We start from the raw sequence: 23475 nt of genomic DNA, 5'->3' as shown, positions 1-23475 counted from the left end.
CTTTGTTTGCCGGGCTAATCGCTTCGGCTGGTGAGCGCGAACGCCGCACCGGGTTTCCCCCGTCCCGCTATTGTTGCATGTGCACAGACAATGCGCCGGTGCTGACCGCTTTCCCCATTGGCGTAGCGGTGATTTTCCAAGCGATCGGCTTCGTGCAGGGTCGAAACGGACCGATCCGATGACGCGTGTGTTACTTAGCTCGCATCCAGGCGGCGCTTGATCCGGGTCAGCATTGCCGACATACCGCGCAACCGCAGCGGACTGATCAGCTTGGCCAATCCGAGGTCGGCATAGAAATCGTCGGGCACGGCCAGGATGTCGGCCGCGGACTGACCGTCCAGACCGGCCGCCAGGATCGCCGCGAAGCCGCGGGTCGTCGGCGCTTCGGCCGGCGCGCTGAAATAAAGGTGAACATGGTCACGGTCGGTCGCGTCGACGTCCAGGAACAGCGGCGACTGGCATTCCGGGACGGGTTCCATGGCCGCCTCCTCGAGGTGCGCAGGCAGCGGCGGCAGCTCGTTGGCGAACTCCAGCAGGAGCTGCAGCTTGTCCTGGCCGGTGACCTCGCGGAACTCGGCGACCACCTCCGCCAGTGCGGCCGGCATCCCCGAGGACCGGGTCATACGGTGCCCGGCTCTTCTCCGGTGACCACCGGGACGCGCACGGCGTTACCCCATTCCGTCCAGGATCCGTCGTAGTTGCGCACGCCGGGCAGGCCCAGCAGATGGGTCAGCACGAACCAGGTGTGGCTGGAGCGTTCGCCGATCCGGCAATACACGATCGTCTCATCGTCCGGAGTCAGGAACCCGTAGAGCTTGTCCAATTCGGCGCGGCTACGGAACCGGCCGCTGTCGTCGGCGGCCTTGGCCCACGGGATCGACACCGCGGTGGGGATGTGGCCGCCGCGCAGCGCGCCCTCTTCCGGGTAGTCGGGCATGTGGGTGCGCTCGCCGGTGTACTCCTGCGGTGAGCGCACGTCGATCAGTGGCTGGCTACCCAGCGCGGCCAGCACGTCGTCGCGGTACGCCCGGATGGGGGCGTCGTCGCGTTCGACCACGGGATAGCCGGTGCTCTGCCGAGTGGGGACGTCCAGCGTGGTCTCCCGACCGTGCGACACCCACAGGTCACGGCCGCCGTCGAGCAGCCGCACGTCGGGGTGGCCGAACAAGGTGAACACCCACAGCGCGTAGGCCGCCCACCAATTGCTCTTGTCGCCGTAGATCACCACGGTGTCCTCGCGCGAGATGCCCTTGCGGTTCATCAACTCGGCGAACTGGGCGCCGTCGATGTAGTCGCGGACGGTCGCGTCGTTGAGGTCGATGTGCCAGTCGATCTTCACCGCCCCCGGGATGTGGCCGGTGTCGTAGAGCAACACGTCCTCGTCGGATTCGACGATGGCTAGTCCCGGTCGGCCCAGGTTGGCCGACAGCCAGTCGGCGGTGACCAGGCGTTCGGGATGGGCGTACGCGGCGAGGGCGGGATCGGGATCGGCGGCAAGAGGCACGAGATGAGCCTACCTAGCGCCGCGGCGGCGTCCTACCCGGTCAGCCGATCGGATTCGGCCGCCAGATCGGGCTCAGGCCCACCCCGAGATCGGCGAGCAGCCTGCGCAACAGCGGCAGGCTGAGCCCGATCACATTGGACGGGTCGCCCTCGATGCGGTCCACGAACCAGCCACCCAGGCCGTCGAGGGTGAATCCGCCTGCGACCCAGAGCGGTTCGCCACTGGCCAGATACGCCTCCAGATCGGGCGGCTCCGGCTTCGCGAAATGAACCGTGGTGTGCGCTGTTTCGCCGGCGCGGGCGACGACGACGCCGTCGCGCAGCCGCAGCACGGTGTGGCCGGTGTGCAGGATGCCGGGGCGGCCGGCCATGGACCGCCATTGCGCCCGGGCGGCATCCACACTGCCCGGCTTGCCGCGCAGCCGGCCGTCCAGTTCCAGCATCGAATCACAGCCGACCACAACGCAATCCGTGCCAATATCGGCTTCGAGTACGGCGGCGACCCGGTCGGCTTTGGCGGCCGACAGCGCCAGCACCACCTCGGCCGGGGGCGCCCCCGGCAGCGACGCGACGACGGCATCCTCGTCGACGTCGGAGACCACGACCACCGGGTCGACCCCGGCCCGGCGCAGCACCGACAGCCGGCCCGCCGAGGCGGAGCCCAGGACCAGCCGGGTCAAGCGCTCAGTGCCTCATGTGGGTGCGCTCCAGCAGGGTCACCCGCTGCCAGCTGTGCACCTGGTACCGCAGCTTGTCCACCGGGTGGCCCCACAGATCCCGGGACGGCGGCGTGGTGTCGACCGGCCCGCCACCGGCCGCGGACAGCACACCGATCAGCGCGGCCAGCTCCTCGGCGGTCGGGTTGCCCTTGACCACCTGGATGTGTGGCTCGTGCGTGGTCGCTTCTGCGCCTTCGGCTTCCGGCACCGAGTTCTCCTCGCTCACAGTGGCTGAATCGTTCGCCCCGCTCACAGTGGCTGAATCGTTCGCCCCGCTCACAGTGGAATGTTCCCGTGCTTCTTCGGCGGAACACTGCTGATCTTGCGCTCCAGCAGCCGCAGCGCGGTGGCCACATAGCCACGGGTGTGCGACGGCGGGATGACCGCGTCGACGTAACCGCGCTCGGCCGCGACGTACGGGTTCACCAGCGTGTCCTCATAGTCCTGCTGCAGCTCCAGGCGAAGCGCGTCGACATCCTCGCCCTTGGCGGCGGCGTCCTTGAGCTGCTGGCGGTACACGAAACCGACCGCGCCCGAGGCGCCCATCACGGCGATCTGCGCCGTCGGCCAGGCCACCACGACGTCGGCACCCATGTCCTTGGAGCCCATCACGCAGTACGCGCCGCCGTAGGACTTGCGGGTGATCACGGTGACCTTGGCGACCGTCGCCTCACCGTAGGCATACAGCAGCTTGGCGCCGCGCCGGATGATGCCGTTGTACTCCTGATCGGTGCCGGGCAGGAAGCCGGGCACGTCGACCAGCAACACGATCGGGATGTTGAAGCAGTCGCAGGTGCGGATGAAACGCGCCGCCTTCTCCGAGGCGTTGATGTCCAGGCAGCCGGCGAACTGGGTGGGCTGGTTGGCCACGATGCCGACGGTGCGGCCGTCGACCCGGCCGTAGCCCACGATGATGTTGCCCGCGTAACCGGCCTGCACCTCGAGGAACTCGTCGTCGTCGAGGATGCGCGAGATGACCTCGTGCATGTCGTACGGCTGGTTGGGCGAATCCGGGATCAGGGTGTCGAGCTCGAGGTCCTCGTCGGTGAGGTTGTCCTCGATGGCGCCCGGGTGCGGCGGCGCCGCGAACCGCGGCGGGTCGGCGTAGTTGTTCGACGGCAGGTAGCTCAGCAGGTCCCGGACGTAGTCGAAGGCGTCCTGCTCGCCGGAGGCGACATAGTGTGCCGTGCCCGACTTGGCCATGTGGGTGTGCGCGCCACCCAGTTCCTCCATGGTGACGTTCTCGCCGGTGACGGTCTTGATGACGTCCGGACCGGTGATGAACATCTGGCTGGTCTGGTCGACCATGATGATGAAGTCGGTCAGCGCGGGGGAGTAGACGTGCCCGCCGGCCGCCGCACCCATGATCAGCGAGATCTGCGGGATGACGCCGGAGGCCAGGATGTTGTTGCGGAAGATCCGGCTGTACAGGCCGAGCGAGACCACGCCCTCCTGGATGCGGGCGCCGGCACCGTCGTTGATGCCGATGAGCGGGCGGCCGGTCTTGATGGCCAGCTCCTGGACCTTGACGATCTTCTCGCCGTAGACCTCACCGAGGCTGCCGCCGAAGACGGTGGCGTCCTGGCTGAAGATGCACACGTCGCGACCGTCGATGGTGCCGTAACCGGTGACCACGCCGTCGCCGACGGGGCGGTTGTGCTCCAGGCCGAAGTTCGTGCTGCGGTGCTTGGCCAGCGCGTCGAGTTCGACGAACGATCCCTCGTCGAGCAGCGCCAGCACGCGCTCGCGTGCGGTCAGCTTGCCCTTGGCGTGCACCTTCTCCACGGCCGCTTCACCGACCGGGTGCTGCGCCTCCTCGGCGCGCTTGCGCAGATCGGCCAGCTTGCCGGCGGTGGTGTGGATGTCGACTACGTGCGGCGCGGCCGGTGCGGACGGATCAGTAACGCTCGTCATGGGTGTCGATGCTAGCGGCACTTCTAAGAACTGCATAAGAGAGGTGCGAGTTTTGTCACTGTGTCGCCGTCGGAGGTAAGGCTGGGGCGGTGCCGCCCGCCGCCCGCGACTCCATCGCCGCCCTGCTGCTCGACCGGGTCGGTGACCACCGGCTCGGGCTACGCACCCGACAGCGGGACTGGACCTGGGACGACGTGGTCGCCGAGTCGGCCGCGCGCGGAGCACTGGCGCGGTCGTTGCGCCGCGAGGAGCCCTTCCATATCGGGGTGCTGCTGGCGAACGTGCCCGATTTCGTCTTCTGGCTCGGCGGTGCCGCCCTGGCCGGGGCCACCGTGGTCGGGGTCAACCCGACCCGCGGTGAGAGCGAACTGGCCGCCGAGATCCGGCACGCCGACTGCCGGCTGATCGTCACCGACCGCGCGGGGGCCGACCGGCTGCGCGGATTGGACCTCGGCATTGAGACCGACCGGATCCTGGTGGTCGACACACCGGAGTACACCGCACTCATCGACACCCATCGGGTTCCGCCGGCCGTCGCGCCGGGCGTGACGGCCGACAGCCTGCTGCTGTTGCTGTTCACCTCCGGCACCACCGGAACCGCCAAGGCCGTCAAATGCAGCCAGGGCCGGTTGACCCGCATCGCCTCCACCGCCGTGGACAAGTTCGGGCACCACCGCGACGACGTCGACTACTGCTGTATGCCGCTGTTCCACGGCAACGCCATCATGGCGCTGTGGGCGCCGGCGTTGGCCGTCGGCGCGACGGTGTGCCTGACGCCGGCGTTCTCGGCGTCGGGGTTCCTGCCGGACGTGCGGTATTTCGGGGCCACGTTCTTCACCTATGTCGGTAAGGCGCTGGGCTACCTGATGGCCACCCCCGAGCGGGCCGACGACGCGGACAATCCGTTGCAACGCGGGTTCGGGACCGAGGCGTCGCCCGACGATCAGGCCGAGTTCCGGCGCCGGTTCGCTGCCGAGTTGTTCGAGGGGTACGGCTCCAGCGAGGGCGGCGGCGCGGTCGTCCTGGCACCCGACGCACCGGCCGGGGCGCTCGGCCGGCCGGCCCACGACGGTGTGGCGATCGTCAACCCGCAGACGTTGGCCGACTGTGCGACAGCGGTTTTGGACGCTCACGGCCGAGTGCTCAACCCGGACGACGCCGTCGGCGAGATCGTCGACAAGTACGGCACCCGCAGCTTCGAGGGCTACTACCGCAACGAGGATGCCGATGCCGAACGCATCCGCAACGGCTGGTACTGGACCGGAGATCTGGGCTACCTCGACCCTGCGGGTTTCCTCTATTTCGCTGGGCGGCGCGGTGACTGGATCCGCGTCGACGGTGAGAACATCTCGGCCCTGACCATCGAGCGTGTGCTGCGCCGGCATCCGCTGGTAGTGGCGGCCGGGGTCTATGCGGTGCCCGATCCGCGGTCGGGTGACCAGGTGATGGCGGCGATCGAGGTGGCCGGACCCGACCGCTTCGATGCCGCCGAGTTCGGCGAATTCCTCTGCGAGCAGCGCGATCTGGGGTCGAAAGGGCTGCCGCGCCTGCTGCGGGTGTCTGCCGAGCTGCCCGTCACCGGTTCCAACAAGGTTCTCAAACGGGAACTGCAACAACAACGTTGGCACACGGACGAGGCGGTGTACCGGTGGCCGGGCCGGGCTGGGACGCGGCCCGTGTACCTGCCGATGGACGATGCCCAGAAGCGGTCACTGGATGCCGAGTTCGTCGCGTACGGCCGGCAGCGTCACCTCTGAACCGGTCAGGCGGGCTTGCGCAGCACGATCACCGAGAAGCTGGCCAGCCGCGGGATCGGGTGCTTGCGCAGGAAGCTGCTCTTGGCGTTCTCCAGGGCGTGCAACGGCGGGATGACCGAGTAATAGGTGTGCCCGAAGCTGGACTTCCACTGCTCGACCTGGAAGCCGAACTCCTCGAACTTGCGGAACGCCTTCCTGGTCGGGCCGGTGGTGCCGCGGTAATAGGCAGGGAACTTCTCCAGGTTGGGCATGTCCAGGCGCCCGGGCTGCACCCTGTCCAGGATCCGGCGCGCAGTGTGCTCCGGGATCATCTTGTTGATCAGGAACGGGAATGTCCCCAGTGCAGGGAAGAAGTGCACCGAGAGCCCGCCCGGGCGCAGCAGGTTGAAGCAATTCTGGTGGAACACAACGGGATCGGGTAGATGCTCGCAGAGCATCTTGGAGAACACCAGGTCGTAGGTGCCCAGTTCGTCCTCGATCGGCTGACACAGGTCGGCCACCCGGGTCTGCACGTCGACGGCGGCTTTGCCGAGTTCGACCTCGGAGATGTCGACCACCACCCGATGGTCGGCGAAGCCCCACTTTTGGGCGTCGCCCACGACGGGGTTCGCGCCGCCGCCGAGTTCGGCGACCGAGCGCACCCCCTCCCGGCGGGCCAGCTCCAGGACGGATTCGTCATAGCCCTGCCACAGCTCGGCGAAGTCCCAGTATTGGACGCCGCCCGGTGTCCCGGGCGTCTCGGTGAGGTAATTCAGCGTCATCGGCTTGCCCCCGCAAAGTCAACAGATGGAATTCGGACGTTACCGTCGGGCATCTTCCGGTGGGCGGAAATGGTCGAAAAACATCCGGGCGCCCGTCGGCCGGTGATCAGTCCGCGCTGCGCTTCAACAGATTTCGTGTCCGCGTCAATTTTCGTCGGGATGATCGCCGGCATCGGGATGGGGATTTCCCGTGCATCTGCGCGCCCATCGTGTGCCATACAAGCAAAACTTCGGCAGGCGCGGACCGCGATATCTTTCCTATTTCACGTACAGGGCCCCGGCTCCGGCCGCGGGTGAGCGGGCCGTGCCGGCGTCACGAGCGGAGAGCGCGTTTGCGTGGTCAACTATCAGCAACCCCGGAAGTGACCGATCCGGTGCCGATGACGGAGGACAGTGCCGGTGAAGCCGCTGAGCAGCGATCGAACCTTCGGCCCGTCGGCTTTGCTGTCGGATATTAACGGGGTTGGTAACATACCGCTCGACAGGCTCGTACGGACCGGCCCGGGCCGGTCCGTCGCGGGTATCGCCGATCCACTGTTGAGGACATATGCACCAGCCAATGGGAGGCAGGATCGCTCGTGGAACCGATGGCTGAGGTGCGGCGCAGGTTCGACGGTGTCGACGGTCCCAAGGTGGCGATCGCGCACGACTATCTGACGCAGCGCGGCGGCGCCGAGAAGGTCGTGCTCTCGATGAGCCGGGCGTTCCCGGATGCGCCGATCTACACGTTGCTGTACGACCCGGAGCACACCTATCCGGAATTCGCCGACCGCGACGTGCGGGTGTCCGGCGTCAACCGGATACCGCTGTTCCGCCGCAATCACCGGCTCTCGCTGCCGGTGCTGCCGGTCGCGGCGTCGTCGATGTACGTCGACGCCGACGTCGTCGTCACCAGCAGCAGCGGCTGGGCACACGGCTTCCGCACCAACGGGCGCAAGCTGGTGCACTGCCACACGCCGGCGCATTGGCTCTACGCGGCGGAGTACTACTTCAAGCCCGACGGGGACCGGCTCAAGCGGGCGGTGCTGAAGACCGGCGCACCGTATCTGCGGTCCTGGGACCGCCGCGCCGCCCGGACCGTGGACCGCTACCTGGCCGTCTCGACCACCATCCGGGACCGGATCAGGGACGCCTACGGCATCAGTGCCGACGTGCTGCCGTCCCCGGTGGCCATCAAGGAGACCTCCACGGTGGAGGCGGTGCCCGAGGTGCAGCACTGGGCCGGCGCGGACGGCGACTCCTTCTATCTCTGTGTGTCCCGGCTGCTGCCGTACAAGAACGTCGAGGCCGTGATCCGGGCGTTCGCCGGGTCGCAACGTCGGCTCGTGGTGGTGGGCCACGGCCCCGAGGCGGCGCACCTCGAACGCATCAAAACCCCCAATGTCGCAATGCTGTCCGCGCTGACCGACGCGCAGATGGCCTGGCTGTACCGCTCGTGCAACGCACTGATCGCGGCCAGCTACGAGGACTTCGGCCTGACCCCCATCGAGGCGGCGGTGTGTGGCCGACCCAGCGTCGTGCTGCGCTGGGGCGGCTTCCTGGACACCGTCGTCGAGGGCCGCACCGGGGTGTACTTCGACCGCCCCGAACCCGACGCGATCGCCGGCGCGCTGGACCGGTTCGAGGCGGCCGACTTCGATCCGGACACGCTGCGCGCCCACGCCGACCGGTTCACCGAAGCGCGCTACGCGGAATCGCTCTACGCCGCGGTCGACGAATTGGCCGCGGAACGAAACGGCGCCGGCCGGGATGCCGATCGGTGAGCAGACCGTAACGACTCGACGGGCGGCGTTGCTGCCCGGATGGCTATGGTTGTGACGCAAATCCCCGAAGGAGTTAACCGCCCATGACTCGTGAACCCGCGTCGGCCGATCCCGCCGATGTCGCCCGCAAGCAGGCGGCGGCCCCCGGCTTGCGGACCCCGCCCGCTCCCGTCTGGGTGCTCAACGACGAGGGCCGGGTCGTCGACTACAAGATGCAGGGCATGACCCGCGGCCGGAAGATCCGGAACCGGCTGGGCGAGTTGATCTTCAACAGCTTCATCACCTTCATCCCGTCGCACACCATCCGGCAGGGTTATCTGCGCCTGATGGGCGCCAAGATCGGTAAGAACTCGTCGATCCTGCGCGGCACCACCGTGCTGGACATCGAGTTCCTCACCATCGGTGACGGTGTGGCGATCGGTTTCCGCTGTCTGCTGGATTCGCGCGCCGGCCTGTACATCGGCGACAACGTGACCGTCGCCAGCGATGTGCACTTCATCGGCGGCGGGCACGACATCAACCACCCCGATTTCCTGCCGGTGCCGATCCCCACCGTCGTCTGCGACTACGTGTGGATCGCGTCCCGGGCGATGGTGCTGCCGTCGCTCATCGGCCGCGGTGCCGTGGTCGCCGCGCACGCCCTGGTGAACAAGGATGTCGGCGAGTTGGAGATCGTCGGCGGCGTCCCGGCCAAGGTCATCGGGAAACGTGACGCCGACGCGCTGAAGTACGAAAACAAGCATCGGCCGCTGTTCTACTGATGGCTGCGTTCTCCGATCACCGGCTCGTCTTCATCGCGCCGGCCGAGGGCCAGACGGCGGTGGGCGACTACGCCGAGGACCTCGTCACCGCGCTGCGGCCGCATTTCGGGGAGATCGCCCAGCACCGCACCCTGGGGCCGGGCGGGGACAGCCTGGCCGACCTGCGCCGGCACCGCGCGCAGGTGCGCCGGCTGATCGCCGAGGGCCCGCCGGGCCGGACGCTGGTGCACGCCGAACTGTCCACCGGGGTGCTGCCGACGTTCTGGTCGGTGGCCGGTATCGACGGTGTTCCGGTGACCGCGACCGTGCACGACCCGCCGCAGGGCCTGTGGTTCTTGGGCCGCACCCGTTTCGTCGCCAAGTCCCGGCTGCTCACCCACGGCATCCACTACCCGCTGCGGCCGGTGTCGCGCGCCATCGAGGGCGTGTTGCACGGCGAGCGGACCCTGGTCGCGCTCACCGAGACCGGCCGGCAGTCCATCGAGCGCACCTACCCGCGCACCCGCACCGCGTTCATCCCGCACCTGGTGCGCGACCGGCCGGCCATCACGCCGGCGCAGGACCGTCCCAAGGCGGTCGGATTCTTCGGATTCGTCTACCGCGGAAAGGGATTCGAGGAGATTGCCCGCATCCGCGCGGAGCTGCCCGACGACATCGCGATCCGGGTGGCCGGCCGCGGCACCGAGTCGCTGCCGCGCGCCGACGGTATCGAGATCCTCGGCGGGGTGGACGGCCCCGCCGAGGACGCCTTCTTCGCCTCGGTACGGGCCATCGCGCTGCCGTACGGCAAGCGACACTTCTACGCCGAGACGTACCCGGCTTCCGGCGTGGTCGCGCACTCCATGGCCTACAGCACCCCCGTGGTGTGCACCGGTTACGGTTCGCTGGCCGAACTCGGCACCGCGGACGGGGTGGTCACCGTGCCGCCCGTCGAGGGTGAGGTGGCCGCCGGCCTGGCCCGCGAGATCACCGGGCTGCTGAACGACCGCGGCCGACTCACCGAACTGGGGCGCAACGCCGACGATGCCCGGCACGCCCGATCGGCCGCGCGAACCGCCGAGGCGTTCGTGCAGTTGTGGTCGCGCACGCTGGCCGGGCAGCCGGAAGATGCCTGAGCCGGTGCCCGAGCAGGTCTCCCGCGGGGCGGAGGAGGACGCCTCCACCTCGCGGCACCTGATCCAGACCCTGTGGGCGGTGTTCTGGTTGTACGGCGGCCGCGGCGTCGGGCTGCTGTGGACCGTCCTGCTGATCGGCCACCTCGGCGTCGCCGACTACGGCCGCTACGGCATGGCCTATGCGTGCTTCTCGCTGATCGGACCGCCGCTGGACAACCCCTTCGCGGTGCGCTCGGTGCGCGAGTCGCAGGAACGCTTCCTGGCCGAACGCACCACCCGCTATCTGCTCGGGGTGGCGCTGATGGTGGTCGGTGCCGCGCTGGTCGAGGTCAACTACATCGCCTGGTTCGGGTTGTTCGTGGCCGGCGGCGAGATCGCGCTGAAATCCTGGCAGAGCCAGGCCGCCAGGGACGGCCAGCCGCAACGCGTCGCGCAGATCGACACCTTCCGTCAGGTGGCCAGTGTGGTGATGGCCGCCGGCTACCTCTTCATCGCCGACGATCCGACGCTGCAGGCGGCCAGCCTGTGGTTGGTGTCGCCGTACGCCGTCGCCGCGGTGGGCATCGCCTTCGTCGTGCCGCGGCACCGCCCGGGACTGCCGGGCTCGCCGAAACTGATGGCCATCCTGGTCGGCGAGACCCTCGGGTTGGCCGCCTATCTGCAGGGCGATGTGCTGTTGCTGGGCTGGCTCACCAACGACACCATCGTCGGCTATTACGCCATCACCACCACCGCCACCATCGCCGTGGTCGCCGTCGGGCAGTCCTTCGGGATGTCCTACAACCACACGCTGCGCGCGGGGGAGGGCGACCTGTCGGCCGGCCCGCCGCTGAAGAGCACGCTGATCCTCGGTGCGGCGGCGGGATTGTTGATCCTGCTCGCCGGGATCGGGCTGCTCATCTCACCGGCCCCCGCGCAGTTGGCGGTGGCGATGATGGTCATGTCGCTGTTCTGCGCCATGCGCACCATCAGCTCGGTGTTCCAGGCGGTGCTCTACAACCAGCGCCGCGACGGGATCCGGCTGGCCGCCAACCTCGGCCTGGTCCCGGTGAAGTTGGGCTTGGTCGCGCTGCTGGTCGGTGCGGGCGCGGTGGGCGCGGCCATCGCCACCGTCATCACCGACGCCATCCTGCTGGCCATCTACGCCCGCGTGCTCTACCGGAAAGTTGATCGGTGACCGAACCCCCAACCAGTCCCGCCACCAAAGTCACGTTCCTGCTGTCCAAGGATCCCGTTGCCGAACACGGCGGCGATCTGGAGTTGTCCCGGCTGGTGATGGGCCTGGCGGCGGATTCGTATGCGGTGTCGGCGATCTGCCTGTCGCATCAGCCGCCGGGTGCGTTGGACACCGATATCCTGCCCGGCGGCCTGCCGCTGACCCGGGTGCCCAAGTCGGGCGTGCGGCCGGCGCGCCTGCTGATCGATGCCGCCCGCACCCGGCGCAGCCTGGTCCACGTCCGGTTCGACAACGACGAACTGGTCGCTGCCATCGACGCGTCGTCGGCCGACATCTTCGTCGCCGAGCACAGCTACATGGCCGAATCCTTCTTGCGCAGCCGGCATTCCGGCTCCGCCCGGTTCGTGGTGAACACCCATGTCAGCGAGTCACTGGTATGGCGCGCGAGCCGCGGCCTGCTGGGCCGGCTGCAGGTCGGTCAGTTGCTGCGCGACGAGCTGCGGGTGGCCCGCGCCGCCGACGCGGTCGGCACCTTCGATGCCGAGGAGGCCGCCTTCTACCGCAGGCACGGGGTGCGCGACGCCCGCTGGCTGGACCTGACGCTGCCACCGCTGGATCAGGTCGACGTGGCCGCGACGCCGCCCCGGCTGGTGCTGATGGGCACCCGGGACTGGCCGCCGAACCAGGAGGCTTTCCTGGAAGCCCTGCGGCTGTGGCCGCGGATCTGTGACGGCATCCCGGGCGCCGAGCTGTGTGTGATCGGCGCGAAACACTCCACGGCGCCGGATCCCCACTACCCCAGCGGAGTTCGCGATCTGGGGTTCGTGGACGATCTGCCGGCGTTCCTGGCCACCTGCCGGTCGATGATCGCGCCGATCCGCACCGGGGGTGGCGTGCGGGTCAAGATCCTGGACGCCGCCAGGATGGGACTACCGGTCGTCGGGAGCACCCCGGCGGTCGGGTCACTCGGTTCGCTGCTGGATCTGCGGGTCCACGACGACGACGACGCGTTCATCGCCGAATGCCGTCGCTACCTACTCGACGCCGGCGCCGCCGCGGACGCCGGCGACCGGATTTACCAACGCAATCGTCAATATTGGCAGGAGCGGCGCCCGCACGGGGCGGTCGAGGGCCTGTTGTCCGGGGCGGCACCGGCCTCGGTCGGCTAACCGGGAGCGCGCGCCGGGACTGCGGCGGCCGGTATCCGCGCCGCGGCCGGCGCGGTTTCGACCACCTGTGCGGTTTGCCGGAGTTCGTCGGCGTACGCCAGGAAGGTGAGGAAGATCGTGTACAGGAACACGATCTGCGGGATGACCACCACGGGGTGATCCAGATTCAACGCGACAACCGAGAAACCGATAAAGACACCGCCATACAGAGCGCGGGGTAACGAGTTTGCTCGCAGCAGTCGGAATCCGATCACGCAGCCGATGATCACCACCGCGATGAACGCGATGCCGACAAAGATGCCGGCGCGGTGGATGGCGATCAGTGGAGCGTTGGAGACGAAATTCTGGATAAATGCGTAGGCGCCGTCTTTGAATTCGCGCTGCGACCAACCCCAGCCGAACAACCAATGCCCGCTCATTCGGCCGGGGAATTCCCGGATCGAGTCCATGCGGTCGGTGGCGCCGGCGTCATTCGAGCCCAAAGTGCCCAATAGTCGGGTGCGCACCGACGGCACCAGCATGGCCGTCGTGAACGCCACGATGAGCGCACCCACCAGCAGCTGACGGTCCCGCGAGCGCATCTTGTGGAACAGGAACACCAGGGCCACGCCGACCAGGGTGGTGACGATCGCCGACCGGCTCAGGGTCAGGGCGATGGCCAGGCCCAGGATGGTCACCGCGACCGCCCGCTGCCAGCCCACCAGCAGGATCATCGCGATGACGAAGGCGATCACCAGACCGATGCCGGCGGCATTGGGATCCAGCCACAGGCCGCCGAGGCGGGTGAAGCTCTGACTGCCGGCACCGACGGCGAACCGGTCCGTGCGCGGCAGATTCGAGACACCGCCGGTGAAATAGAACCGCTCGGTGTTGGCCACCGCATAGCCGAACAGCCGAAATGGCTGCAGCAGCATCTGATTGGAACCAATTGCCACCGACGCGATACCGAATGCGGCATTGAATGTCGCCGCGTAGACGAAGATGCGGCCGAATTTGGCGAGATGTTCGGCCGGCAGGGCCAGCAGGGCGAAGAACGCGGATGTGGCAATCGCCCATTTCGTGTAGTCCATGACATTCACGATCGAGGTGTACGTGCACACCATCGCGATGCCGGACACGATGACCAGGATCAGGACCGCCTTGGCCAGCGTCGGCCAGCGCTTGGTCGCGGTGGGGTGCACCCACGCGGCGAGCAAAGCGCCCGCGGCGAACGGCAGATACAGCGGCACGTGCACACCGGGGAAGTAACCGAACGGCAGCGCGCCGATGGCAATCGCCATGCCCCAGTAGAGCCACAGCGGATGACGCAGCCCGATGTACACGCCGACGGCGACCGCCAGCAGCGCTGCGACGCCCAAGATCGCGATTTTCCCGCCGACCGCGGCGGCGGCACCCACGACGGCGGCCATCACAATGATTACGGCGCCGATGAGCACATCGCGCCGGGATATCGCGCCCAGATTCATTTCGGACCCGCCCTCATCCGGCAATGATGTCCACTGCATTGTTGCACCCGCCACGCATTTAACTATCCTTGCATTGGTTTCGCTGGACGTGCCACCAGGGTGCGACCGGCATCCGGTGTGCAACCTTGTCGTGGACGCTATCGTTGCACTGTTGTCTCGACTGAGAGCGAATGGGAGTCCTTCTTGGCCATCGGTGATTACCTGCGCATTTTCCGCAGGCTGTGGTGGGTGGTCGTGGGGGCGCTGGCGCTCGGAGCCGTGGTCGGGTACCTGACCACGTTGTTTGCCACACCGCAATACGCATCGACCGTCCGACTGTTCGTCACGACCCAGAGCGGGACCTCGGTCGGTGACGCCTACCAGAACAACTTGTTCTCGCAAGAACGCGTCTTCTCCTACGCCGGCCTGGCCACCAGCGAGCAGGTGGCCGTGCGCGCCCTCGACCAGCTGAAGGCGCCCATCACCACCGACGAACTGCGGGCGAAGATCACCGCGGTGCCCATGCCGCAGACCGTGCTGCTCGACGTCACGGTCAAGGACGCCGACCCGGCCGCGGCGCAGCGGTACGCCAACGCCGTCGCCGATCAGCTGGTCAAGGTGACCGCCGAGCTGGAGACGTCGCGGCGCGGCGGCGAGGCCGCAGCCGGCGCGGTGATCGTCGACGAGGCCAGCTATGGCACCCTGGTGCCGTCCATGGGCCTGCCCACCCGGATCGCCGCCGGTGCCGTGGGCGGTTTGCTGGTCGGTGTGCTCATCGCCCTGGCCGTCGGGGCGTCGGACACCAAGCTGCGCCGCCGGGAACGCGTCGAGGAAGTGTCCGGCGTGGCGCTGCTGGGCACCCTGATCGAGGACGACAGCCGCGACAGTGTGACCGACATCGCCGCCGGCGGGCCCGCCGTCGAACGGTTGCGGGAACTGCGCACCAACGTGCAGTTCGCCCGCACCGCGGGCGGCCAGCAGCCCCGCGTCATCGCGGTCACCAGCCCGTCCCCGCAGGACGGCCGGTCCTCCACCGCGATCGACCTCGCCGCGGCGTTCGCCGAATCCGGTCACTCGGTGCTGCTGGTCGACGGGGATCTGGTGAACCCGTCGCTGCCGGCACTGCTGAAACTGGCACCCGAGGACACCGCTCGTGCCGCAACCAACGGCTTCACCACCCTGGTGGCCGGCCAGCACGACATCTCCGAGACCGTCATCGACGTCGCCGATCGCGGCTTCTCGCTGCTGGCGGCCGGACCGGTGCCGACGGTGCGCGGTGAGCTGTGGGGCGACGAGGCGGTGCCGCGGGTGCTCGAGGTGCTGCGCAGGCATTTCGACTACGTCATCATCGACACCCCGCCGCTGACCAAGTACTCCGACGGCGCGGTGGCCGCGGCGCTCGGCGACGGCGCCCTGGTGCTCGGCCGGATCGGCCACACCAAGTCCTCGGCGCTGCGCAAGGCCCTCAAGGTGCTGGAGACCGCGCACGCGGGAGTGCTCGGCGTGGTGGCGACCTGCGAACCGGGTCATCGCCGGGAACTGAGCGGACACCGCAAGCAGCAGAACGCCGCCGGTGACCAGGGTGCGTCACAGGACGGTCCGGACGAGGACGGCGCACGCCACCTCGCCAGGTCGCAGACCACGGGTTGAGTCCGGTGTCCACGCTGGTATCGCGGACGGCCGCCCTGCTGGCGACCGCCGCATCGGTGGTGTTCCTGGTGTCGGCGTGTGCGCCGGCGCCGGCGCCGCCACCGCCGGACGAGACGCCGGCCATCAAGACGCTGACGCCGCTGTTCAACGGCAAGCCGCGACTGTCCCCGCCGGATATGACCGATGACGGTCCCGGCTCGCTGATCTCGGTGGAACCGCTCAAGGGCGCCGACCTGCTCGACCAGGACGACGCCACCTACATGCGGGTGGTCTACCGGTCCACGTCCGGGGTCGACGGCTCGCCGACCCAGGTGTCCGGTGCGATCGCCATCCCGCCGGGCAACCCGCCCAAGGGCGGCTGGCCCATCCTGGCGTTCGGTCAGGGCACCAAGGGTGTGCTCAACAAATGCGCCAGCAGTCTGTACGGCAGCCTGCCGCTGAACCAGTGGACCATGTCGGTGTTCGTGCAGGCCGGTTTCGCCGTCGCCGTCACCGATTTCCAGGGCGCCGGGGTGGAGGGCTTCCAGCATCCGTTCCTGGACGCAAAAACCTACGGCTACAACGTGATCGACTCGGTACGCGCGGCACGCCGGGTCGGCGCGGACCTCAGCGACAAGTGGCTGGCCTACGGGCACTCCGCCGGCGGCTTGGCGGTCTGGGCGGCCGCCGAACAGGCGCCCAGCTACGGCAAGGGCATGAACCTGCTCGGCACGGTGTCCATGGCGCCGGCCGCGGACATGTCCGGACTGGCCGACGCCGCCTGGAACGAGACGCTCACCCCGGACCAGCGGATCACCATGGTGTTCGCGCTGCAGTCGCTCAAGTGGTTCCACCCGGAGATGGACCTGGACGCCTACCGGCGCGGTGCCACCGCGGAGAACTGGGACGAGCTGCTGGACTGCATTCCCCCCAATTTCGACGACATCGCGCGGGTGCGCTCGCTGATGACCAACGCCGATCTGAAACCGGCCACCTACGAGGACGTGGTGTGGCTGCGGGATCGGCTGCAGGAATTGGCCGTGCCGCAGGCGCGCATCGAGACGCCGATCATCGTCGGCTACGGCACGCAGGACACCTTGGTCAACGAGAAATGGTTCGAACGGGCCCTGGACCGCGCCTGTGCGATGGGCAGCCCGATGGAGATCAGGAAGGGGCCGGGGAAGGGGCACGCCGATCTGGACAGCGGGTACACCCTGCCCTGGCTGATGGACCGGCTGGCCGGTATCGCCCCACCGCCGGATGACTGCGCGGGCCGAAGTTGAGAGCCCCGGTCGACGTCCCGCGGTTCCGCGACTACCTGAAGATCATCGCCGGCGGGTGGCTGGTCATCCTGCTCGCCACGCTGGCCTCGGCGGGTGCGGCGTACGGGGCGCAACAGCTGCTGCGCGACCGCGACTACGAGGCGTCGGTGTTGCTGATGGCGCAGGTGGCCGGTGACCCGGCCACCTTCTCGGCCTACGCGGGCGGGATGGGCGCCAACGCCCGCATCGCCACCTATGTGGGGCTGGCGCAGTCGGATCTGGTGGCCCGGCGCACCATCGATCAGGTCCCGGGTCTGGGGATGACGCCGGAACAGTTGATCGCCGAGACCTCGGCCACCTGGGAGCCCGGCGGGGTGAACCGGTTCGGCCGGCCCAACTCGGCCCTGCTGCGGGTGAAGGTCACCGATCCGGATCCGCGCCGCGCGGTCGGATTGGTCAATGCGGTGGCGGCCAACCTGATGGCCATCTCGCGGGAGCTGGAATGGACCCAGTCCCAGCCCACCGACCCGATCCAGTACACCGGCCCGATCGCCGAACTGGTGCCGGTGGACGCCGCGACGACGGCCACCAGGGTGCCCGCGCCGATGCTCAAGGGTGTCGCGGTGGGCGCAGGCGTGGGTTTCGCACTCAGCCTGATCCTGGTGCTCGCGGTGGGCATCACCCGGGACAAGGTGCTGACCCCGGCACAGCTGAATCACATCGCCAAGCAGGCGATGTCCGGTAACGCGTAGGAGAGAGTTGCGGATGCGACGTTGGAAGTCCGCGGCGGCGGTCCTGGCTTCGGTGGCGCTGGCCTCCGGCCTGATAGCGGGCTGCTCGCAGGCCAAGCCCGCGCAACCGCCGGCGGGCTCGGGGGAGCCGTCGATCCAGCTGCCGGCCGACTACTCGGGTTCCGGGCCGGGCACGCTGATCAGCGCCACCAAGTTCGACACCATCGACCGCCGCATGCTGCGGGTGTCCTCGGTCGCGGCCCGGTTCACCTACACGTCCACCTCGGGGATCGACGGCAGCCCGCAGGTGGTCTCCGGCAGCGTGTTCGCGCCCAACGGTGCACCGCCGGACGGTGGCTGGCCCGTCATCGTCTTCGGGCACGGCACCACCGGCGTCGAGCCAGACTGTGCGCCCTCGCTGTCGCCGACCCTGTTCGGGTTCTCCGACGCGGTCCGCGCGCTCATCCAGCTCGGCTATGTCATGGTGGTGCCGGATTACCAGGGCCTGGGCACCCACGACACCTATCACCCGTACCTGGACGCCGCGACCGTCGGGCACAACATGATCGACGCGGCCCGTGCGGTCCGCAAACTGGTCCCCGACACGTCGGACAAGTGGGTGGCCTTCGGCGTCTCCCAGGGCGGCCAAGCCTCTTGGGCCGCAAACGAATTGGTGAACACCTACGGCGCAGGGGATACCCGGCTGGTCGGCTCGGTGAGCGTTTCGCCGGCCGCCGACGTGACGGGTCTGGCCGACGTCGCCGCCGAGGGCAGGCTGACACCGCAGCAGGCCGTCGCGCTGGCGCTGTTCCTGCGCGCGCTGAAGAACCAGGTCCCCGACCTGAATCTGGACGATTTCCGCCGGGGACTGGTCAAGGAGAACTGGGATCTGCTGACCGGTTGTTCGGATGTCGACGCGCAGAAGCGCCTGGAGATCGCCAACCAGGTGCAGCCCGACGACCTGCGCCCGGCCACCCCGCAGGCCACCGACGAACTGCGCGGCTACCTGAACCGGATGAGCGGGCTGCCGCGGTTCCAGGCCAGCGCGCCGATGCTGATCGTGCACGGTGACGCCGACGAGACGGTTCCGGTGCAGTGGACCGAGGAGGCCGTCAAGCGGGCCTGCGATCTCGGGGACACCCTGGCGTCGTTCATCGCGGCCGGCCGCCATCACGGCGATTTCGACCCCATCGTGGCGCTGGACTGGGTGCAGAAGCGGTTCGCCGACGCCCCGGCCGACAACACGTGCACCGTCGAAGGTGGACCCTCGATCCTGAAGACCACCTGACCCGGACGCGACGACCCGGAGAACGCCATGACAGATACCAACGCCGCCCGCGAGGACGCCCAGCCCGTCATCGAATCGCAGGTGCTGGCGACGTCGCCGACGCACCGGCGCATCATCGGCCTGGACGGGGTGCGCGGGCTGGGCTGCCTGGCCGTGGTCGCCGGTCACGTCGGGATCGCGTATTCGCCGATCGTGCATCACAAGGCGAAGTTGGACATCCTGGGCCTGGCGCTCATCCTGTTCTTCGTTCTCAGCGGATTCCTGCTGTTCCTGCCCTATATCCGCAAGCTGACCAAGCCGGCGGACAAGGCCACCATGCCCGACACGCGGCAGTACGCGCTGCACCGCGTGTTCCGGGTGTTCCCCGGCTATCTGGTCATCTTCTTGATCTGCAACTTCGTGCTGCAGGTGGCCTACATCCAGAACTCGGCGACCCAGCAGCTGGGCACCGATCAGGGCACCGGCATGATCACCGATCCGTGGGAGCTGCTGGCCAACCTGACGCTCACCCAGACCTACGTCCCGGAGTACGTGCAGACCGGCATCAGCCCGTCCTGGTCGTTGACGCTGGAGATCGCGTTCTACGCGTCGCTGCCGCTGCTCGGCATGCTGTTGTTCGGACTGCGTAAGCGCACCGGTGTCGCGCCGCTGACGCTGGCCTGCCTGGCCCCGGCCATCCTGCTGGTGCTCGGCGTCATCGGCCGGTTGTTCGCGCCGCTGGTGTTCCAGGCCACCGGGGAGACCAGCGTGGCCATGCAGAACTGGGGTCCGAACTGGGCCGCGGTGTTCATGCGCAGCTTCTTGACCAATGCCGATCTGTTCGCGTACGGCATGTTCGCCGCCATCCTGTTCGTCGCCATCGAGCAGGGCGTCGTCGGCCCCCGCGCCGCCAAGCGGATCTGGCTGCTGTCCATCCCCGGACTGTTCGTCGCGATGGTGGCCGCGCTGGCGATCACCATGACCGGAAGCGCCTTCGCGACGGCCGGAATCGGTTTCGTCTCAGCCGTTTTCATCATCCTGATCGTGCTGCCGCTGGCGTGGGGCGGGAATTCGAAACTGGCCAGCTTCCTGGATTACAAGCCGTTCCACTTCGTCGGCGTCATCTCGCTGTCGGTGTACCTGTGGCACTACCCGATCCTGCTGCTGCTGGGCCGCTACGGGCTGGCCGCCGGGGACACCTGGGGTGGCATGTTCCGCAATATCGCCGTCGTGGCGGCGGTGACCATCTTGCTCTCCACCGCCACCTACTATCTGGTCGAGAAACCCGGCCTGGGCCTGGTCAAGCGATTCCGGAAGAGTTGATGCGCCACAAGCTGTGGTGGGGCGGTTCGGCCCTGGCCGTCGTCGTGGTGGTCGTGATCGGCATCGTGCTGGTGATCCGGCGCGACGACGCCAAGCCGGTGGGTCAGGGCGCCGAGACGGGGGCGCAGCCCGTGGCGGGCGCCCAGCTGGGCGGACAGGATCCGGGTGCGCTGGTCAGCGCCAGCACCATGCCCGAGTTCAACAAGCGGGCGCAGGGCGCGGCGATCAACGCGGCCCGGGTGGTCTACCACTCCACCGAGGGCGACACCGGCGCGCCCACCGAGGTGTCGGCGTCGGTGTTCGTGCCGCCGGGCGACGCGCCGGCCGGTGGGTGGCCGGTCATCGCGCTCGGCCACGGCACCGTCGGCATCGACGAGCCCTGCGCGCCGTCGCTGTCGGCCTCGCTGCTGAGCATGGCCGAGGTGGTCGACAAGTTCATCGCCTCCGGCTATGCGGTCACGCTGGCGGACTTCCAGGGCCTGGGCGCGCCCGGGGTGCACCCGTACCTGGATTCGCGGACGGCGGGCCGCAACATCATCGATTCGGTGCGCGCCCTGCGCAAGACCTTTCCGAACGTGTCCGACCGATGGGCGGCCTGGGGCGGTTCGCAGGGCGGTGGGGCGGTGTGGGCCGCCAGTGAGCTGGCCGGCGGCTACGCCCCGGACCTGAACCTGATCGCGACGGTGGCGCTGGCGCCGGCCGCCGACGTGGCCGGCCTGGTCGACAAGGCCGTCGACGGCACCCTGAGCAAGGAACAGTCGGCGGCCCTGGTCCTGGTCATCGAGTCGATTGCGCGGCTGGACCCGGCGATCAACCGCGACGACTACCGGCGCGGCATCGTCGCGGACAAATGGGACGTGCTCATCGCATGCGCCGGTGATGCGGTGCGCGACCGCGAGGCCGTCATCGACAAGATCCGGCCCGGCGACGTCGCCCCGCACGACGCGGCGGCGGCCGACCGGCTGCGTGACCACCTGCGTGCGTGGGCGCTGCCCCAGCAGCGCGCCACCGGCCCGCTGTCGGTGACCTACGGCGGCGAGGACGAGTACATCGACCCGGCGTGGACCGCCCACGCGATCGAGGCCGCCTGCGCCATGGGCACGCAGCTGATCTCCGAATTCCAGCCCGAGCACGGCCACGGCGACCTGGACGTCGGAGAGCAGTTCGGCTGGCTGCTCGACCGGATGCACGGCACCCCCGCCTCCGGCGGCTGTGCCTGAGTCTCCGGCGGCTGTGCCTGAGCCTCCGGCGGCGGCCTGAGCCGCAGGTCAGTGCCCACGAGGTGCCCCGATAGCTGCCCGTTAGCTGCATCGTGGGGTACGCCCGGCATCGCGTTTGCGATATCAACAAGAGTTGGTACAACGCAAACGTCGTCACCACAGTTGACAGGATTCGACGGCAACGTAAATATTGTCCTCGGTTTATCCGGCCCCCGGGCGTGGTTCGTGGTTAGATCGCACTGTTCGCACGGCGCGGAACCAACCCCTTGGTTGGCCGGCGCGCAAAGTCGTTCTCGACGGCGGGCAACGGTCGGAAAAGGGTGGGTGCGACATCGCTCACACAGCGAAAAATACGCGCTGGATGTTGCAACTTACGCGAAAGAAAGCGATAGTTTAGGCGAGCCGCGATAGTCTGCGAGCAACAACGCTCGACTGGCGCAGCAAAGAAGGTGGACCTCCAGGTGACTCTTGTGAGAGAGACGGCAGCGCCAGTCGCCGTAGAACGTGCCGAACCTGCCGTTGCTCGTATCGGTGGGTTGCACTGGCAGCGTCGTTACGTTCTGGCCCTGACCATCACCGACGTCTTCGTGGTCGGTGCCGCGATGGCGTGCGCCCAAATGGTCCGGCTCGGCCGGCCAGTTACCGATTTCGATCCGCTGACCAAGTACTTCGGCCTGCTCTCGGTCATCTTCGGTTTTATGTGGCTTGGTTTGCTGACGGCGTACCGGTCCCGGTCGCCACGAGTCGTGGGCGCCGGCATGGAGGAATACCGCCGCGTCCTGTCGGCCACCCTGTCCACGATCGGCGTCGTCGCGGTCACGCTGATGATCTTCCGGCCCGAGTACGCGCGCGGCTATCTCGCGCTGGCCTTCCCGCTCGGCCTGGTGTTCCTGATGCTCGGGCGCAGCGGCTGCCGCCGCGTGCTGAACTTCTACCGGCGCCGCGGACGGTGCGTCACCTCGGTGCTGGCTGTCGGTAACCCGGTGGCCGTCAAGAGCCTGGTCCAGTCGCTGGACCGGACCTGGTGGTACGGCTACTCGGTGGTCGGTGTGTGCCTGACCGGCCGGCCCGGCGGCGGCACCCTGGAGGTGCCCGGCGTGGGCGCGCTGCCGGTGCTCGGTGACGAAGGTCAGGTCGAGGAGGCCATCGCCCAGGTCGGCGCCGACACCGTCGCGCTGACCGCCACCGAACACCTGGGACCCGACGGCGTGCGTGAGCTGTCCTGGGAACTGGACCGCCTCGGCGTGGATCTCGTCGTCTCGCCCGGCATGGTGGACGTCGCGGGCCCCCGCCTGACCATGCGCCCGGTGGCCGGCCTGCCGTTGATCCACGTGGAGAAGCCGCAGTACAGCGGCACCAAGAAGCTGCAGAAGCGGGCCTTCGACGTGTGCGTGGCGGTGACCGTGCTGCTGATGGCCTTCCCGCTGCTGCTCGCCAGCGCGCTGGCCATCAAGCTCACCAGCCGCGGCCCGGTGTTCTACCTGTCGGAGCGGATCGGCCTGGACGGCAAGCCCTTCCGGATGATCAAGCTGCGCACCATGGTTGCCGACGCCGACAAGATGGTCGCCAGCCTGGCCGACAAGAACGAGATGGACGGCGGCGTGCTGTTCAAGATCCGGCAGGACCCCCGGGTCACCCCGATCGGCCGGATCCTGCGCCGCTACAGCGTCGACGAGCTGCCCCAGTTCATCAACGTGCTGAAGAAGGAGATGAGCGTGGTGGGCCCGCGCCCGCCGCTGCCGAGCGAGGCCGACTCCTACACCGATCAGGTGCGCCGCCGGCTGCTGGTGCTGCCCGGTATCACCGGCCTCTGGCAGGTCAGCGGTCGGTCGGACTTGTCCTGGGACGACTCGGTCCGCCTGGACCTGTCCTACGTGGAGAACTGGTCCATCAGCGGTGACCTCGTCATCGCCTTCAAGACCGTGCGGACCGTGCTGGGCGGGGTGGGCGCGTACTGAC

Annotated in this window: 20 protein-coding genes; 13 read left to right on the top strand and 7 right to left on the bottom strand. The window is 68.5% G+C overall.

Annotated elements, in window-relative coordinates:
* Positions 1 to 194: 194 nt before the first annotated feature.
* The 5 genes from AWB94_RS07755 to AWB94_RS07735 all read right to left on the bottom strand — a co-directional run bounded on the left by AWB94_RS07755 (position 195) and on the right by AWB94_RS07735 (position 4136).
* Positions 195 to 605 (bottom strand): SufE family protein, encoded by a 411-nt coding sequence (locus AWB94_RS07755; protein ID WP_062659725.1) that lies wholly within the window; start codon positions 603 to 605, stop codon positions 195 to 197.
* 14 nt (positions 606 to 619) lie between these two features.
* Entirely contained in the window at positions 620 to 1504 is an 885-nt protein-coding gene (locus AWB94_RS07750; RefSeq protein WP_062659724.1) for a sulfurtransferase, read from the bottom strand.
* Between the two features lie 40 nt (positions 1505 to 1544).
* Positions 1545 to 2183: a Maf family protein gene (locus AWB94_RS07745; protein ID WP_062659723.1), complete on the bottom strand. Its 639-nt coding sequence runs from the start codon at positions 2181 to 2183 to the stop codon at positions 1545 to 1547.
* A 4-nt stretch (positions 2184 to 2187) separates the two neighbouring features.
* A complete protein-coding gene (locus tag AWB94_RS07740; RefSeq protein WP_234811656.1) occupies positions 2188 to 2430 on the bottom strand; it encodes an acyl-CoA carboxylase subunit epsilon in 243 nt (80 codons plus the stop codon).
* 68 nt (positions 2431 to 2498) lie between these two features.
* On the bottom strand, positions 2499 to 4136 hold the full coding sequence (locus AWB94_RS07735; protein ID WP_062659721.1) for an acyl-CoA carboxylase subunit beta: 1638 nt from the start codon (positions 4134 to 4136) through the stop codon (positions 2499 to 2501).
* 89 nt (positions 4137 to 4225) lie between these two features.
* Between AWB94_RS07735 and casI the strand changes: the two genes are divergently transcribed.
* Positions 4226 to 5893, top strand: coding sequence for a steroid-22-oyl-CoA synthetase (gene casI / locus AWB94_RS07730; RefSeq protein WP_062659720.1), 1668 nt, complete (start codon positions 4226 to 4228; stop codon positions 5891 to 5893).
* Positions 5894 to 5898: 5 nt separating this feature from the next.
* On the opposite strand, the gene AWB94_RS07725 is transcribed toward casI, so the two are convergent.
* Positions 5899 to 6654, bottom strand: coding sequence for a class I SAM-dependent methyltransferase (locus tag AWB94_RS07725; RefSeq protein ID WP_062659719.1), 756 nt, complete (start codon positions 6652 to 6654; stop codon positions 5899 to 5901).
* Between the two features lie 587 nt (positions 6655 to 7241).
* On the opposite strand from AWB94_RS07725, the gene AWB94_RS07720 reads away from it, so the two are divergent.
* The 5 genes from AWB94_RS07720 to AWB94_RS07700 all read left to right on the top strand — a co-directional run bounded on the left by AWB94_RS07720 (position 7242) and on the right by AWB94_RS07700 (position 12639).
* A complete protein-coding gene (locus AWB94_RS07720; protein WP_062659952.1) occupies positions 7242 to 8417 on the top strand; it encodes a glycosyltransferase in 1176 nt (391 codons plus the stop codon).
* A gap of 83 nt (positions 8418 to 8500) precedes the next feature.
* Positions 8501 to 9178 (top strand): acyltransferase, encoded by a 678-nt coding sequence (locus tag AWB94_RS07715; RefSeq protein WP_062659718.1) that lies wholly within the window; start codon positions 8501 to 8503, stop codon positions 9176 to 9178.
* Positions 9178 to 10293, top strand: a complete 1116-nt coding sequence (locus AWB94_RS07710; protein WP_062659717.1) for a glycosyltransferase — start codon at positions 9178 to 9180, stop codon at positions 10291 to 10293. Before AWB94_RS07715 ends, AWB94_RS07710 begins: the two co-directional genes overlap by 1 nt.
* A complete protein-coding gene (locus tag AWB94_RS07705) occupies positions 10286 to 11470 on the top strand; it encodes a polysaccharide biosynthesis protein (RefSeq protein ID WP_062659716.1) in 1185 nt (394 codons plus the stop codon). Before AWB94_RS07710 ends, AWB94_RS07705 begins: the two co-directional genes overlap by 8 nt.
* Positions 11467 to 12639 carry a glycosyltransferase gene (locus AWB94_RS07700; RefSeq protein ID WP_062659715.1) on the top strand — a complete coding sequence of 391 codons (1173 nt, stop codon included), beginning with the start codon at positions 11467 to 11469 and terminating at the stop codon, positions 12637 to 12639. The genes AWB94_RS07705 and AWB94_RS07700 overlap by 4 nt, the downstream gene beginning before the upstream one ends.
* On the opposite strand, the gene AWB94_RS07695 is transcribed toward AWB94_RS07700, so the two are convergent.
* The gene (locus tag AWB94_RS07695) at positions 12636 to 14159 is read right to left on the bottom strand and encodes an O-antigen ligase family protein (protein WP_131805442.1); all 1524 of its coding nucleotides are present in this window, start codon (positions 14157 to 14159) and stop codon (positions 12636 to 12638) included. The two genes, AWB94_RS07700 and AWB94_RS07695, sit on opposite strands and share 4 nt — an antisense overlap.
* Before the next feature lie 129 nt (positions 14160 to 14288).
* Between AWB94_RS07695 and AWB94_RS07690 the strand changes: the two genes are divergently transcribed.
* From AWB94_RS07690 to AWB94_RS07660, 7 genes are all read left to right on the top strand, one after another.
* Complete coding sequence (locus tag AWB94_RS07690; protein WP_062659713.1) at positions 14289 to 15734, top strand: tyrosine-protein kinase domain-containing protein; 1446 nt, start codon at positions 14289 to 14291, stop codon at positions 15732 to 15734.
* Between the two features lie 5 nt (positions 15735 to 15739).
* Positions 15740 to 16996 (top strand): lipase family protein, encoded by a 1257-nt coding sequence (locus AWB94_RS07685; RefSeq protein ID WP_062659712.1) that lies wholly within the window; start codon positions 15740 to 15742, stop codon positions 16994 to 16996.
* Positions 16993 to 17727 (top strand): YveK family protein, encoded by a 735-nt coding sequence (locus AWB94_RS07680; RefSeq protein ID WP_062659711.1) that lies wholly within the window; start codon positions 16993 to 16995, stop codon positions 17725 to 17727. Before AWB94_RS07685 ends, AWB94_RS07680 begins: the two co-directional genes overlap by 4 nt.
* A 13-nt stretch (positions 17728 to 17740) precedes the next feature.
* Positions 17741 to 18994: a lipase family protein gene (locus AWB94_RS07675; protein ID WP_024454777.1), complete on the top strand. Its 1254-nt coding sequence runs from the start codon at positions 17741 to 17743 to the stop codon at positions 18992 to 18994.
* 27 nt (positions 18995 to 19021) lie between these two features.
* Positions 19022 to 20296, top strand: a complete 1275-nt coding sequence (locus tag AWB94_RS07670; RefSeq protein WP_024454778.1) for an acyltransferase family protein — start codon at positions 19022 to 19024, stop codon at positions 20294 to 20296.
* Positions 20296 to 21516 carry a lipase family protein gene (locus AWB94_RS07665; protein WP_024454779.1) on the top strand — a complete coding sequence of 407 codons (1221 nt, stop codon included), beginning with the start codon at positions 20296 to 20298 and terminating at the stop codon, positions 21514 to 21516. Before AWB94_RS07670 ends, AWB94_RS07665 begins: the two co-directional genes overlap by 1 nt.
* 461 nt (positions 21517 to 21977) lie before the next feature.
* Positions 21978 to 23474, top strand: a complete 1497-nt coding sequence (locus AWB94_RS07660; protein ID WP_084395526.1) for a sugar transferase — start codon at positions 21978 to 21980, stop codon at positions 23472 to 23474.
* Position 23475: the final 1 nt, after the last annotated feature.

This window comes from Mycolicibacterium canariasense (assembly GCF_002101555.1).
Lineage (GTDB): Bacteria > Actinomycetota > Actinomycetes > Mycobacteriales > Mycobacteriaceae > Mycobacterium > Mycobacterium canariasense.
Note: the sequence above shows the minus strand (reverse complement) of the source record. Positions and strands in the feature narration are given on the sequence as shown.

Bases quoted from the DNA above. Each gene is read 5' to 3' on its own strand.
- AWB94_RS07755 (WP_062659725.1), bottom strand. From the start codon at position 605: ATGCCGGCCGCACTGGCGGAGGTGGTCGCCGAGTTCCGCGAGGTCACC.
- AWB94_RS07735 (WP_062659721.1), bottom strand. From the start codon at position 4,136: ATGACGAGCGTTACTGATCCGTCCGCACCGGCCGCGCCGCACGTAGTC.
- AWB94_RS07725 (WP_062659719.1), bottom strand. From the start codon at position 6,654: ATGACGCTGAATTACCTCACCGAGACGCCCGGGACACCGGGCGGCGTC.
- AWB94_RS07720 (WP_062659952.1), top strand. From the start codon at position 7,242: ATGGCTGAGGTGCGGCGCAGGTTCGACGGTGTCGACGGTCCCAAGGTG.
- AWB94_RS07715 (WP_062659718.1), top strand. From the start codon at position 8,501: ATGACTCGTGAACCCGCGTCGGCCGATCCCGCCGATGTCGCCCGCAAG.
- AWB94_RS07710 (WP_062659717.1), top strand. From the start codon at position 9,178: ATGGCTGCGTTCTCCGATCACCGGCTCGTCTTCATCGCGCCGGCCGAG.
- AWB94_RS07705 (WP_062659716.1), top strand. From the start codon at position 10,286: ATGCCTGAGCCGGTGCCCGAGCAGGTCTCCCGCGGGGCGGAGGAGGAC.
- AWB94_RS07675 (WP_024454777.1), top strand. From the start codon at position 17,741: ATGCGACGTTGGAAGTCCGCGGCGGCGGTCCTGGCTTCGGTGGCGCTG.
- AWB94_RS07670 (WP_024454778.1), top strand. From the start codon at position 19,022: ATGACAGATACCAACGCCGCCCGCGAGGACGCCCAGCCCGTCATCGAA.
- AWB94_RS07665 (WP_024454779.1), top strand. From the start codon at position 20,296: ATGCGCCACAAGCTGTGGTGGGGCGGTTCGGCCCTGGCCGTCGTCGTG.